We start from the raw sequence: 12,869 nt of genomic DNA, 5'->3' as shown, positions 1-12,869 counted from the left end.
TAAAATATCAACAAAAATGAGTATTATCGTCTTCGGCAGCATAAATATAGACTTGGTAGCAACAACACCCCGATTGCCAGTCCCAGGAGAAACGTTGCTAGGAGAAGAATTTTTTAAAGTTTCGGGAGGTAAAGGAGCAAATCAAGCTGTAGCATTAGCAAAACTGGGAATTCCTACCCAAATGCTGGGACGTGTCGGTGCAGATGATTTTGGTGTGGAACTTGTCAACAATTTGCAATCATCTGGTGTGCAGATTGATAATATTTTTGTGGATGAAACTGTTAGTTCTGGAGTTGCTATTATCGCCGTCAATCATGCTGGGGAAAATCAAATTATTGTAATTCCTGGTGCAAATGGGTGTGTCAATCAAGATGATGTAGAACGATTGTCGCAGTTATTACCAGAAGCGACAGCACTACTTTTACAATTAGAAATTCCGGTTACTGCTGTGATTGCAGCCGCTAAAGCAGCAAGAAAAAGCAAAATTAGGGTAATTCTCGACCCAGCACCCGCACAATCTGATTTCCCAGATGAACTTTACTCCTTAGTGGACATTATTACACCGAATGAAGTTGAAGCCGCGCAGCTAGTGGGTTTTCCTGTAGATGGAGAAGAACAAGCGGCAAAGGCTGCTGAAGTTTTATTACAACGGGGTGTGAAATGTGCGATCGTTAAACTGGGTGCCAAAGGTGTTTTTTGTGCCACTCCTGAGGAAAAGTTTTTTGTCCCCGCGTTTCTGGTTCATGCAGTTGACACAGTAGCAGCTGGCGATGCTTTTAATGGTGGCTTAACGGCGGCACTTTTTGCAGGACTTTCTTTACATCAAGCAGTTGTTTGGGGTGCAGCAGCAGGTGCTTTAGCGACGACAAAATCAGGCGCACAAACTTCGCTACCCGATAGGTTTACATTTGATGCGTTTCTTAGGGAAAAGGCATCTGTCAGAGATTAAGTAAGTAAGAGTAAATAATTTATGACTAGATTTTAAATACTATTACTTCTTAACATTAAACTTGAAATTTATGGTTTTATGTGATACAAGGTAGGTTAGTAAAAAATCAAAATATCGCTAAATCCTCATTAAGCCTTTTAGTCAATTAATTGGCAATTTATTACAGCAGATACAGACATTAAAGTTTGGAAAGTAAGCAGTCTTTTAGAAAAGCAATACCTCCTTGGTTATAGATGTAGCAAAGCGATCGCAAGTTTGATACGATTAGCTTGTAAGAATTCCCAAAGCAAGATTGTCACCATGAGCAACTCGACTCCGATGGATGACGAAAAAAATCTCCCTAAGAAAAAGGGCAGGACACTCCCTCCGAAGCTCATCATCTGGCTGGGAAAATTTGTCTGGACGACTATGTGGCAGATAATGATGTCAAAGCTTGCTCCTAGCAATCAGTCGGGAGCATATATTCGTCCTAATAGCCAGTTTCGCAAGTTCATTGGTACAGAAGAAGGAAATCCACACCCACCAGCAGCAGGACGCTACAAACTATATGTTGGGTTGGGTTGTCCTTGGGCACATCGAACGCTGGTTGTGCGATCGCTCAAAAAACTCGAAGCGGTAATATCAGTATGTATCGTCTCTCCTTCTCCCATCGAAGGCGGTTGGATATTCAACGAAGAAGAAGAAGGTTGTCGTACACTAGCTGAATTTTATCAACTGGCAGAACCTGGTTACAGTGGACGCTCCACAGTTCCAATTTTATGGGACAACCAAACAAAAACTATTGTTAATAATGAGAGTTCAGAGATTATCGTCATGCTGAACTCGGAATTTAACGAGTTCGCCAACAATCCCACACTGAATCTTTACCCAGAAGCACTCAAAGAGAAAATTGACTGGTGGAATGAGAAAATTTATCACGCGGTAAATAACGGTGTGTATCGCTGCGGTTTTGCCCAAACCCAAGAAGCATACAATCAAGCTTGTAATGAACTGTTTACGACTCTCGATGAGATTGACATTGCATTGCAAACTAGTCGATATTTGTGTGGAGACAATCTCACGCTTGCAGATGTCCGTTTATTCACGACGTTGTTTAGGTTTGATAGTGCCTACTACGGCTTGTTTAAGTGCAATAGACAACGAATTCGAGACTATCACAACTTGGGAGCTTACTTACGCGATTTATATCAGCTTCCCGGTGTAGCTGATACCTGCGATGTCGAGAGTGTGAAACGAGACTACTACGGGAACCTCTTCCCACTCAATCCCGGTGGGATTATTCCTGATGGGCCTGATATGTCTTATCTTTATGAACCATCTGGGCGCGATCGCATCGGCACACTGAATGCTTCATAATGTACATTGAGAACTGATACCTCGATGGCTGCATTCTGGAGTTGGTGTGATTGTGAACCAGATTAATCGAGTTGCAATTGTTGGTGGAACTCATGGCAATGAGTTTACTGGGGCCTATTTAATCGAAAAATTTGCTCAATTTCCCGACTTGATTACTAGACGAAGTTTTGAGACAATTACTTTGCTGGCAAATCCTAACGCTTTTGCCGCCGGGAGGCGATATGTAGAGAAGGATTTAAATCGTTGTTTTCTCCAGCAAGATTTACAAGATCCAACTCTTAACAGTTACGAAGAATTGCAAGCTAAATCAATTCAGGACACTCTAGGATCAAACAGAAATAAACAAGCAGATTTTATCTTAGACTTACACAGCAGTACTGCTAACATGGGTCTGACAATTATTTTGGTAAACAGTCATCCCTTAAACTTGCGATTGGCTGCTTATCTCAGTCAGATTAGCCCTTTGGTGAGGATTTATCGCTGCTCTTTTAAATCTATTGCAGAAAATCCATTTGTAAATTCCCTGTGTGAATTAGGCTTTGCGATCGAGGTTGGGCCTATTGCCCAAGGTATCTTAAAAGCGACGTTGTTCCAACAAACAGAAGAACTTGTTTATGCGGTTCTCGACTATCTAGAACAGTTTAATCAAGGTAAAATTGCATCAACTAATGAAACGTTGATTCTCTATGACCATTTATCAGTTGTGGACTATCCAAAACAACAGGATGGGAAAATCTTTGCGATGATTCATCCAGAGCTTCAGGACAAGGATTACCAAGCCTTGAACCCAGGAGAGCCAATGTTTATAACTTTTGATGATAAAACAATTGTTTATGAGGGTCAATCTACCGTTTGGCCGATTTTTATTAATGAGGCAGCTTACTACGAAAAGGGAATTGCAATGTGTTTTACTCAAAAACAGCAAATCAATATCTAGTAGGATGTTTAAAATTTTTTGTATAATCGCTTTTTATTGAAACTAATGATATAGATTGAGCATCATAATCTAGAAAATATGCTGATCTAATTTATAATCTCTGTAGCTGGTGCGATGTCTAAAAGCGCGTCGTAGTCGCTTCTAAGGAATAAAGTTGCAGGTTATTAAATCTGTCTTCCTAAAACTTAATTTACGCTTAAAATTATCCAAATACTTAAACTTATAATGAAAACGAAGCAACGAGGAAACAAAGCAATAGCCAGTCTTTCTTTAGACTTGGATAATGTTTGGTCTTTTCTAAAAAATCAGGGCGCTCCTGGTTGGGAGACTTTTCCCTCTTACTTAGATATTGCAGTCCCTCGTTTCTTAGATATTTTTCAGCAGTGGGATGTGACAATCACGGTCTTCATTGTGGGTCAGGATGCAGCCTTGGAAAAGAACACTAAGGCATTACAAGCGATCGCTAACGCTGGTCACGAAATAGGCAATCATTCATTCTACCACGATCCTTGGCTACACCTATATTCAGAGGATGAAATTGAACAAGAAGTGGCGTTGGCCGAACAGCATATTAAGCGCGTTACCCATCAACATCCTATCGGTTTTCGGGGGCCTGGATACAGTTTTTCACCTGCGGTATTGAAAGTCTTAGCACGACGGGGATACGAATATGATGCTTCAACTTTTCCCACGTTTTTGGGGCCCATAGCACGAGCTTATTATTTAATGACCTGTAAACTGAGCAAGGAAGAACGCAAGAAACGCGAAGCCTTGTTTGGCGGTTTCAAAGACGGTTTGCAGCCTTTAAAACCTTACCAGTGGAAGATGGGTAAGGATAAATTGACTGAAATTCCCGTTACCACCATGCCAATTTTCAAGGTGCCAATTCACTTCAGTTACATCATGTATATAAGTACATTTTCTTCTGAAGCTGCATTACTATATCTCCGAATTGCCCTATGGTTGTGTAAACTTACACGTGTCCAGCCTTCTTTGCTATTCCATCCTACAGACTTTGTAAGTCAAGAGGATGTGCCAGAGTTATCATTCTTCCCTGGAATGAGTCTCCCCACCTACAAGAAACTGGCAATAGTGAACAAAAGTTTGGAAATTATATCTAGTCAGTTCAATGTTGTGACTGTTGGACAACATGCCAAATCCGTAGCTGATGCCCATAAAATACCAGTATTAGTGCCTCAGAAAAGGTAAAAATATAATTTATGCGATTGATTCAATCCAATTTGTATCCTTAATAAAGGTAAAATCAACTTTGACCTGTTTCGCTTTTGAAACCAGCTGACATTTGCTGGCAAGTATGTGTAAAGTAATTGAAAGTAAATTACTATCTCTAATCTTTAGCACATCTATCTATGGTTAGAAAAACTCAACGCCTTTTGCTGCTAGTTGTTTGCTGTAGTATAACTGGTGTAATTTTGGGAGGTACTGCTGCTTGGGCAGAAAGTAATCTCTGTTTGGAAGACAGTAAAGTTACAAGCGACTGTCTAACTCAAGATCCGATCCAAAAAACTATCCAAGGAATGAGTACCGGATTGTTAGCTGGGGCTGGGGCCGCTTGCGGTGCAGTATGGCAGTTACGGCATGAAGATTGAGCATAAACTACCTACCACTAACTCGTATTATCGGGTTAGTGGTAGGTAGTTTGCTAATTGGGAAGATCAGTCTTTTTTTGACGGAGAAAATTATAGCGAATTCGGAAGAGGGTTGCATTACAAAAACTGGGTACGGAAAAATTTATGTTGAAGTTGGGCGGTCAATCATCCCGATCTATATGGCTTTGGAAGAATACCGATCTATTAATGCACGGGCAAATTTCTGGTGTTGTTCAGCTAGATATTGAGGAGAGATAAACTGAGTATTGCCCATGAAGCGGTACATCCAGCGACAAAACTCCTCCAGCGATCGCTCAGGAAGTTTAACAATATAATCTACGTAAGTAGGTTTGCTATGTGTCTTATTCATAAGTCTGGGTTAATCGCCTGAATTGGTGAACGAAATAATAAGCTTTTTGGTCACTTACGTTGTTTTATTGACAAAATATCACTCCAGATATACATTGCTGAAACTATTACTGTAAAAGGGGTCATGACGAAATACGTGTAAAATGGGACACGTTGTAAAGAAGAATTACAGAAAGCACTTTCTCGATTTACTAACTTGCCCAAAAATGATGAAGAAGCTTTTTACATTTATGACCGTAGAATCGACTTTTCACCCTTGCCACTTCATCAAACTTGCCCATAAATGATTGTTTATGGGCAAGCTTGAGGCATTGAAAGCGGTGAAGAGTTGATTTTAGTGTGCAAAACTTTGATTGCCCCAATACCATTTATGGGCAAGTTGGTAAATCAATAAAACACGTTCCGCAACATTTGACCCCGTTGTGGATACAGTGATGCGAAATCTTCATCCTGATAAAACATCCCAAGTTCATCACGCAAGCGCATATATAAATTACCTTTTGGAAATGCGGCTTTGGCTACACGTACCGTTTCATTGGAAATAGGAGGAATTTCTTCAGGATGTAAACACATATACTGCCTCCAAACGTATTTCCTCTAGTTTATTGATAATTGAGGCAGCTAACTTAATTTTTTCTTCCTGTGTAATACACGGGAAGGGATATCTATCTTCTCCATGTATTACACGGGAAATCCGCCGTTTTTATGTTAAGTAATATTTCGCCAACGGTATCGGTATCCCGGCTGAACCTTATATAGTCCTGCTACCCGACCACGGTGATGCCTTTCACCGACGACTTAACTTTTTTAGCTACCATTATTTCTAACTTTTGATAGACTATTTTATTTTGATTGATCTATCAAAAGTTGGGATAATATTTTTGTATGATGAGTAGGATTAATTTAAGACTTAATCAGGCATTTTTATTGCAAAACTGTGATTTGAAAAGGGGATAAAAATACTTAAAAATCAAACATAGCAACGCGCAGAGAAATATCAATTAGAGCTAGAGCGCGTAGAGCGCGAATGCTTTTCATCTAATCTCTGTGATAAAAATGTTGTTGTCTGTCCAAAATTCTAAATTTTGGAAAAATACTCACCTTGGTTTAGTAATCAGAAAACTTGATAATTTACTGAGTTTAATAAGAGAGGCATTATGAAGAAGTTAGTGTCTAATTTACCAAGCCATTTGATTTTGTTCTTAGTAATTATGGCTCCATCTGTAGTGGTTTCTGAGCTAGTAAAAGCTGCAAACTCTAATCAAAATATTCCAGTTAAGGAGGCTATGAACCCTGTAGATACTATTAATTTTTCCTCTAGTTTAAGTGAAAAGATACAAGCTATTACAGGAAACAGACAAACTGTAGCAGTTGATCCACACAAACCTCAGCTACTAGCGCGAAGACCAAGATTTCGCTTGTTTGATAATGGTCCTAGTTTCGTACAAAACCAACCCTATCAAGCTAATCAACAAGGTAATCGTCCTTCAGCATTAGAAACTTTTCAATCTTTGATACATTAAAGTTTAGTGGATGAGAAAGCATAATTAATTTAGAAAAAACTGATGATTCTAAATTAATTATGCGTCTAAAATATTGTCGAAACTCACTGTTTAAACTTATGAAATCGGAAGCTGGACAGGTTCAATTTGTGGTCAAAACTTCTAAGCTTTGTAACTTACGCTGTCGCTATTGTTATGAATACTTAGAACTAGGTGATAGAACAACAATTGCGCTAGAACAACTGGATAAAATGTATCATCACATTGCTAATTATTATAGTCAGATTGACTTGAAAACAGAAATTCAGTTTGTTTGGCATGGTGGAGAACCACTCTTGCAATCACCTGATTATTATTGGCGTACTTTTGACCATCAGCAACAGATTTTTGGAGAACTGGCAAGTTCTGTTACTAATGTAGTTCAAACTAACCTGACAACACTTAACAAAGAAAGTATCCGATTATTATCCGAGGGATTTGATGGTGTCGGTGTTTCTGTTGACTTATTTGGAGGTCTACGTGTTAAGCAATCAGGAGTTGATTCTTTATTAACAGTTTTAAAAAATATGGATCGCTTACTAAATGCAAATGTTTCCTTTGGATGTATTACTGTTTTAACTAAATTAAATTTACCTTATCTTCAAGAGATTTTTAAATTTTATGAAAAGATGAAGCTTCATTTTCGGACTTTACCACTATTCAATGGAGCTTTTGAAGGGCAACATCAAGGATTTGAAATTACTCCACAAGAAGTTCTGCAAGCTTTTTGCACTCTTGTAGATATGTGGATGGAAAGCCAAAATATGGTAATGATTTTGCCAATTATGGAATATATAGAAATAATTCTTCGTCACTATAGCTCTGATTCTCAACCATATTTTTACGATAAGACGGAATGGGAATCAATTTATGTAGTGAATGTTAATGGTGATATTTATAGTTATGGAGATGCTTATAAACTAGAATTTTGTCATGGAAATTTATTTCAAAGTCCTTTAGAAAATATTATTTTAAGCCCTGTACATAAAAAAGTAATATCCGCAGCAGAAGAACGCATGATGTCTGTCTGTACTTCCTGCCAATATTTTGGAAGTTGTAGCGGTTATCCAATGGCTGAAGAAGCTATTATTAATAATCAATTTGATGAAGAAGGCAATATTGATTGTATCATCGAAAAAGGGATTTTAAAACACATAGAATCACGTTTAATCCAATCGGGTATTATTGAACCAATTTCTCGAAAAATCAATATTGAACAGCCAAAGCAATTCCCAGTAGTTTCAGCATTAGACTGTCCGTTATAAAAAATACTTTTAATTAGGGAAACATAGAAGTTTTTAGGTAATCTTTGTGATAATTACAAGTGAAAATTTAAATTTAAAAAAAAGCATCCAAATTTTTTATCCCATAAATTCTGGAGGAAATAATCCCAGAATTAGGCTGAGTTCCGGAACATTCCAAAAAATCGAATTAGAAGACGATAAAGTTAAATATCGCAGTGGTGCTTTTCTACCCAAAGAACCTTGGAGACAAACGAATACAACAGAATATAACCTGCTTTTTAGCAATGAAGCTATGTCCAAAGCAAAGACATGGGATATCGGTTCACATATAGCTATAGTTCGCATTCCCGAATATGCCTTGTTGCCTTTGGGAAAATTTAATTTTCGTTCAATAGAAACAGTAGAAGAGTATCAATCTATTGTCAGTAATCTTGAAGGTGAAAAAGCAATTAAAGAAGTTCTCAATCGTCTTTCAGATTACATTTTAAATCCTCAAAATTTAGAAATATTAGGTATTCAAGTTACTGAGCCTAATTTCAAAACTGTAACTGTTAATTATTATGGCAATTCTAACGAAAAACTGTTCGTTGGTATGCACCTTGATAGTTGGGATAAAGCACCATTGAGACGCAGACATAAATCCCGAAATAGAATTTGCATTAATTTAGGGCAAGAAGATAGATTTTTTTTGTTTATTAACCTAACTCTGATGGATATGTTTCGACATTTGGGGTTGTCTGAGACTGAGGATATTCATAAGCATTATAGAGGTACAGAAATAGGGTACGAGTTTATGCTGCGATATCCTTCATATCCTGTAGTTCAATTAAGAGTTGCACCAGGGGAAGCATATATTGCTCCCACTGATAATATAATTCATGAAGCTTCCACTATCGGTAATCATTATCCTGATATTACTTTGACTTTTCTTGGCTATTTTGGAATATGAAAACATTGACTCGAATCATCGTGCAGGTCTCCCGCCCAGGAGGTTCTTCTGCCAAAGCTCACCCAAGCTATAGTCTTCCGGGAGCAATGCGATTTTGTGAGGTCTGGTCAAAAACAAGCGATCGCACTGATCGTTGGTGCATTCTCCTGTTTGAGTCAGTAAAGCACTTGCAAGCGTTCTTTGGCTGTTGATGTCTTCAAGAGCTTGCCCCATCTTGGTTTCAGCCTTAGCGTGCAAATTATCTCTTTAGGCACGGTGATGCCAAGATGGAGGTATTTATTAATTGATAATAGTTCGTAATAACTCTTGAGTGGCGCGACTCTCAACGGAGTAATGGGGCTTGTGGCGTAGTAGACTATCCATAATAAGTCGCGTACACCGGACACTACCAGCGAGAATAAATGAGGTCCTCACCCCCAACTCGTCTACCCAACAAGCATTACATATCTAGAGAATACCTTACACCAACTGAGGTGCGATCTCTTTTGATTGGGGCGATTTATGACATTTCATATCTGCGTGTGAAGCGAGTTTTAAGCACCTCATGCCAATAAAAAAAGACTGGAACTATGATAAAGTCTGCTGTTGAGTTTATTGCTCCTTTTATACATTTACAGCCAATGATTTCCATGCTTTCTGGCAAGCCAATTGTCTAACTGTGCTAACACTTAGCTGCAACAGACTGAATCGATATCTGGATTGGGATGCGAAGAAGTAAGGCTATAGGTGCATTTGCTTTCTTGGTAGCTTATAGAGAATAATCAAAAATAAAGCAGCTTTGGCTTCTTCGTGCGAGATAATAAATATAAAATATGGCGATCGCAATCGATTTTGGTACTAGCAACACAGTCATTGCTCGTTGGAACCCTGTAACCCAACAGCCAGAAACCCTGACTCTACCAGGTTTATCAATTAAACAAAGTCTCAATCCGCCACTGATTCCCAGCTTGGTTTATGTTGAAGATGCAAGCCAGAATCAAGTCTTAGTGGGGCAACAAGTACGCGATCGCGGTCTTGACCTCAAAGGTGAAACTAGATTTTTCCGCAGCTTCAAGCGGGGTATTGGTGCAGATATCCAAGGTTTCTTACCCGAATTAGATGGGCAAATTGTCACCTTTGAACAAGTAGGACAATGGTTCCTCACCAAAGTAATTGAAGAACTAGCGCCCCTACAAGGTGGGTTAGATTCTCTCGTGTTAACTGTACCCGTAGACAGTTTTGAAGCTTATCGTCACTGGCTGGGGAAAGTTTGTCAATCCCTTCCTGTCGAACAGGTGCGGATGCTGGATGAACCCACAGCCGCCGCCTTGGGTTATGGCTTGGCAGATCAAGAAATTCTCTTGGTAATTGACTTCGGCGGTGGAACTTTAGATTTGTCCCTTGTCCGGTTGGATCAAGGCGTGCAAGCAACTACAAAGCCGTTGGGATTTCTCCTCAAGTGGGGTAATAAGTCTCTGGCTGAAAATTCAAAACAAAAAGTTAAAACAGCCCGTGTCCTGGCGAAAGCTGGGCAAAATCTAGGCGGTACTGATATTGATAATTGGTTGGTAGATTACTTTGCCAAAACTCAAGAGTTGGTGGTAAGTCCCTTGACAACACGATTGGCAGAACGAGTAAAAATTCAGCTATCAACCCAAAACCAAGCTAGTGAAGTTTATTTTGATGATGAAACATTTGAAAGTTATGAATTGGAATTAAATCGCGACACTTTTGACGATATCCTCAAAGAACACGCATTTTTTGAGTTATTGGATGAGTCGATGACGACACTGTTGCAGCAAGCAAAGCGCCAAGGGATAGAACTTCCTGATATTAATGCCGTTTTGTTAGTTGGGGGAACAGTGCAATTACCAGCAGTGCAGACATGGATAAAACAGTATTTTGAGCCAGAAAAAATCCGTTGTGAACGTCCCTTTGAAGCGATCGCTCAAGGTGCATTACAGTTAGCTCAAGGGATACAAATCAAGGACTTTCTGTATCATAGTTATGGTATCCGTTACTGGGATCGCCGCAATCAGCGCCATAAATGGCATTCTTTAATTAAAGCTGGACAAGCATATCCAATGAGTCAACCAGTGGAATTAGTCCTAGGTGCTTCTTTGGAAAATCAAGCCAGCATTGAACTAATTATGGGAGAATTGGGAGCAGATACGGGTAGTACCGAAGTTTATTTTGATGGCGATCGCTTAATTACTCGCCGTATGGAAAATACTGAAACCAGCGTCAAGCCTCTCAACGATCAAGAAGGAGCGAGGACAATTGCCCAACTGACACCAGCCGGATATCCTGGAAGCGATCGCATCAAAATTCTCTTTCAAGTTGATGAGCAACGCTTTTTGCGAATCACCGTTGAAGACTTGTTAACGAATGACACGCTTTTGGAAAATCAACTTGTGGCACAGTTGAGTTAGATATAGGCTCACAGCTACGCCTAATATACGGCAAATCAGCAGAGGTGATCGCTTCCTTCGCTACTACACATACTCGAACGCCACACCCTCTAAATTAACCGCTACATATAAAACAACCCCTACTGGAGACAATCAGTGGAGGTTGTTGTTTAGGATGTGTCAACTAAGCCGTTTCTACAATATCCGTGTCAAACCTTTGTCCTGTTTCTGCGTCAACAACGATAGTTATTGATGACTTTTTGGATTTAAAATACTGCCCGTTTTTTCGTGGCATATTTATACCTAATGGTGCATCTATTTCAGCTATCCATACTAAACGTTTTGGGTGAACTTGTAGATTTTCGATAATATCGCCACCACGTTGCTTTTTATTTTCTAGATACTCTGAGTATTTCGCTAACTTGATTTGTTTAAGCCTTAGATCCTTCTTGAGTTTACCAATAGCATTTTCTTTCTTAATTAATTGTGCCTCAGTTTTGCTGCTGTTATCAGGATACAAATAGTTAGGCGCGGATTTTGATGTAGTTTCAACTTCACCTGGTTTATCTAATTCTGGTGGACGTTGGTTTTGTTTCGGTTCTTGCTGGTTAGCTGTTGCAGGATATGCTAATCCCAAACCCAAACATGCAACGAGTGCAATCGCGCTAAGTACTTTTTTCAAAAATTTTGTAAGCTGAATAACGAATAATCATTATAAGCTTAAAAATCTGCTTTTAGTGCTTTTAGTTACTCACCAACTAAATGCATAATGGCTTTGTAGCAATTATCGGTTCAGTAAATCTTATTTCTCAAATTATGAGTGGAAAACAAGCAATTACTCAGGAGACGGCTAAGGTATTAGGGTAATTTTTTTACATTGATATTAATTTATTTAAGAATTAGATTATCACACCTTTTCATTCCAGGCGAGTTATTTCTAACTATCCATCTTTAACCATCCAAAAACTTGATTGACGGTTAGTGCAAGTTGAATTTCTGGTAATACAGGCAAAAAATCTTCTCCCTGAAGTAATACTGGTTGTTGGCCCGAACGGAAAACCAAAATTGAGCGATCTGTTGGATCAATTAACCACCCTAATCGGCAACCATGTTGTAAGCAGTAAAGAATGTTGCCAATTACTCGGTTTGAACTCTGTTCTGGAGAGAGTATTTCAATTGTCCAATCTGGCCACAACAAAAAATCGTTGGGAACTTCCCCATCAACATCAAATGGAATTCGTGACCAGTTAAAAACCGCTACATCAGGGACAATTGAGCGGATATCAAAGCTACAACGCAACTCTGGAAATGCATAAGCAATTTTTTGGCTTTCTGCTACTTCGTTAATAGTATTGCAGAGTCTTAGCTGCAATCGACTATGCTTCCCTTTCGGCATTGGCTTAGGAATAATCTCACCGTTAATATATTCACTTGCAGGCTTTGTTTCTGGGAGCCTCAGAAACTCATCCAGGGTAAGTAGTTTAGTAGTTGGGTAGCTCATAGCTCCTAAATACTTCGAAGATG

13 protein-coding genes and 1 pseudogene are annotated in these 12,869 nt (G+C 39.0%); 9 read left to right on the top strand and 5 right to left on the bottom strand.

What is annotated here, in order from left to right; all coding sequences use genetic code 11:
• The first annotated feature begins 16 nt into the window (after nucleotides 1–16).
• The 5 genes from rbsK (at nucleotide 17) to ACFFRD_RS35280 (ending at nucleotide 4,852) form a co-directional block, all read left to right on the top strand.
• Nucleotides 17–949, top strand: a complete 933-nt coding sequence (gene rbsK, locus ACFFRD_RS35300) for a ribokinase (RefSeq protein WP_392480597.1) — start codon at nucleotides 17–19, stop codon at nucleotides 947–949.
• A gap of 300 nt (nucleotides 950–1,249) precedes the next feature.
• Nucleotides 1,250–2,305: a glutathione S-transferase family protein gene (locus ACFFRD_RS35295; RefSeq protein WP_392480595.1), complete on the top strand. Its 1,056-nt coding sequence runs from the start codon at nucleotides 1,250–1,252 to the stop codon at nucleotides 2,303–2,305.
• 52 nt (nucleotides 2,306–2,357) lie between these two features.
• Nucleotides 2,358–3,242 carry an aspartoacylase gene (locus tag ACFFRD_RS35290; protein WP_392480593.1) on the top strand — a complete coding sequence of 295 codons (885 nt, stop codon included), beginning with the start codon at nucleotides 2,358–2,360 and terminating at the stop codon, nucleotides 3,240–3,242.
• Nucleotides 3,243–3,467: 225 nt separating this feature from the next.
• Nucleotides 3,468–4,451, top strand: a complete 984-nt coding sequence (locus ACFFRD_RS35285) for a polysaccharide deacetylase family protein (protein WP_392480591.1) — start codon at nucleotides 3,468–3,470, stop codon at nucleotides 4,449–4,451.
• Nucleotides 4,452–4,612: 161 nt separating this feature from the next.
• Nucleotides 4,613–4,852, top strand: a complete 240-nt coding sequence (locus ACFFRD_RS35280) for a hypothetical protein (protein ID WP_114081350.1) — start codon at nucleotides 4,613–4,615, stop codon at nucleotides 4,850–4,852.
• 175 nt (nucleotides 4,853–5,027) lie between these two features.
• Here ACFFRD_RS35280 and ACFFRD_RS35275 read toward each other — a convergent pair whose 3' ends face one another.
• A complete protein-coding gene (locus ACFFRD_RS35275; RefSeq protein ID WP_392480589.1) occupies nucleotides 5,028–5,222 on the bottom strand; it encodes a hypothetical protein in 195 nt (64 codons plus the stop codon).
• 410 nt (nucleotides 5,223–5,632) lie between these two features.
• Nucleotides 5,633–5,794, bottom strand: a pseudogene (locus ACFFRD_RS35270) (IS5/IS1182 family transposase); the annotation flags it as partial.
• Nucleotides 5,795–6,378: 584 nt separating this feature from the next.
• Between ACFFRD_RS35270 and ACFFRD_RS35265 the strand changes: the two are divergent.
• From ACFFRD_RS35265 to ACFFRD_RS35255, 3 genes are all read left to right on the top strand, one after another.
• Nucleotides 6,379–6,744, top strand: a complete 366-nt coding sequence (locus ACFFRD_RS35265) for a hypothetical protein (protein ID WP_392480587.1) — start codon at nucleotides 6,379–6,381, stop codon at nucleotides 6,742–6,744.
• Nucleotides 6,745–6,842: 98 nt separating this feature from the next.
• On the top strand, nucleotides 6,843–8,027 hold the full coding sequence (locus tag ACFFRD_RS35260) for a radical SAM protein (RefSeq protein ID WP_392480585.1): 1,185 nt from the start codon (nucleotides 6,843–6,845) through the stop codon (nucleotides 8,025–8,027).
• A gap of 46 nt (nucleotides 8,028–8,073) precedes the next feature.
• Complete coding sequence (locus tag ACFFRD_RS35255) at nucleotides 8,074–8,955, top strand: hypothetical protein (RefSeq protein WP_392480583.1); 882 nt, start codon at nucleotides 8,074–8,076, stop codon at nucleotides 8,953–8,955.
• Between the two features lie 15 nt (nucleotides 8,956–8,970).
• Here the strand turns inward: ACFFRD_RS35255 and ACFFRD_RS35250 are convergent, their stop codons facing one another.
• Nucleotides 8,971–9,168 carry a hypothetical protein gene (locus tag ACFFRD_RS35250; RefSeq protein WP_193867201.1) on the bottom strand — a complete coding sequence of 66 codons (198 nt, stop codon included), beginning with the start codon at nucleotides 9,166–9,168 and terminating at the stop codon, nucleotides 8,971–8,973.
• A 599-nt stretch (nucleotides 9,169–9,767) separates the two neighbouring features.
• Between ACFFRD_RS35250 and ACFFRD_RS35245 the strand changes: the two genes are divergently transcribed.
• Nucleotides 9,768–11,366, top strand: a complete 1,599-nt coding sequence (locus tag ACFFRD_RS35245) for an Hsp70 family protein (RefSeq protein ID WP_392480581.1) — start codon at nucleotides 9,768–9,770, stop codon at nucleotides 11,364–11,366.
• 163 nt (nucleotides 11,367–11,529) lie between these two features.
• On the opposite strand, the gene ACFFRD_RS35240 is transcribed toward ACFFRD_RS35245, so the two are convergent.
• Entirely contained in the window at nucleotides 11,530–12,027 is a 498-nt protein-coding gene (locus ACFFRD_RS35240; RefSeq protein WP_392480579.1) for a hypothetical protein, read from the bottom strand.
• Nucleotides 12,028–12,282: 255 nt separating this feature from the next.
• Nucleotides 12,283–12,846, bottom strand: coding sequence for a Uma2 family endonuclease (locus tag ACFFRD_RS35235; protein WP_392480576.1), 564 nt, complete (start codon nucleotides 12,844–12,846; stop codon nucleotides 12,283–12,285).
• Nucleotides 12,847–12,869 lie beyond the last annotated feature (23 nt).

The organism is Nostoc sp. C110 (assembly GCF_043099725.1).
Taxonomy (GTDB): Bacteria; Cyanobacteriota; Cyanobacteriia; order Cyanobacteriales; family Nostocaceae; genus Nostoc; species Nostoc muscorum_A.
The sequence above is the reverse complement of the archived record's forward strand: the minus strand, read 5'-3'. Positions and strand labels throughout refer to the sequence as shown.

Excerpts from the sequence above, each read along its gene's own strand:
- ACFFRD_RS35250 (WP_193867201.1), bottom strand. The coding sequence starts at position 9,168 with ATGGGGCAAGCTCTTGAAGACATCAACAGCCAAAGAACGCTTGCAAGT.
- rbsK (WP_392480597.1), top strand. The coding sequence starts at position 17 with ATGAGTATTATCGTCTTCGGCAGCATAAATATAGACTTGGTAGCAACA.
- ACFFRD_RS35295 (WP_392480595.1), top strand. The coding sequence starts at position 1,250 with ATGAGCAACTCGACTCCGATGGATGACGAAAAAAATCTCCCTAAGAAA.
- ACFFRD_RS35285 (WP_392480591.1), top strand. The coding sequence starts at position 3,468 with ATGAAAACGAAGCAACGAGGAAACAAAGCAATAGCCAGTCTTTCTTTA.
- ACFFRD_RS35275 (WP_392480589.1), bottom strand. The coding sequence starts at position 5,222 with ATGAATAAGACACATAGCAAACCTACTTACGTAGATTATATTGTTAAA.
- ACFFRD_RS35235 (WP_392480576.1), bottom strand. The coding sequence starts at position 12,846 with ATGAGCTACCCAACTACTAAACTACTTACCCTGGATGAGTTTCTGAGG.
- ACFFRD_RS35245 (WP_392480581.1), top strand. The coding sequence starts at position 9,768 with ATGGCGATCGCAATCGATTTTGGTACTAGCAACACAGTCATTGCTCGT.
- ACFFRD_RS35280 (WP_114081350.1), top strand. The coding sequence starts at position 4,613 with ATGGTTAGAAAAACTCAACGCCTTTTGCTGCTAGTTGTTTGCTGTAGT.
- ACFFRD_RS35260 (WP_392480585.1), top strand. The coding sequence starts at position 6,843 with ATGAAATCGGAAGCTGGACAGGTTCAATTTGTGGTCAAAACTTCTAAG.
- ACFFRD_RS35265 (WP_392480587.1), top strand. The coding sequence starts at position 6,379 with ATGAAGAAGTTAGTGTCTAATTTACCAAGCCATTTGATTTTGTTCTTA.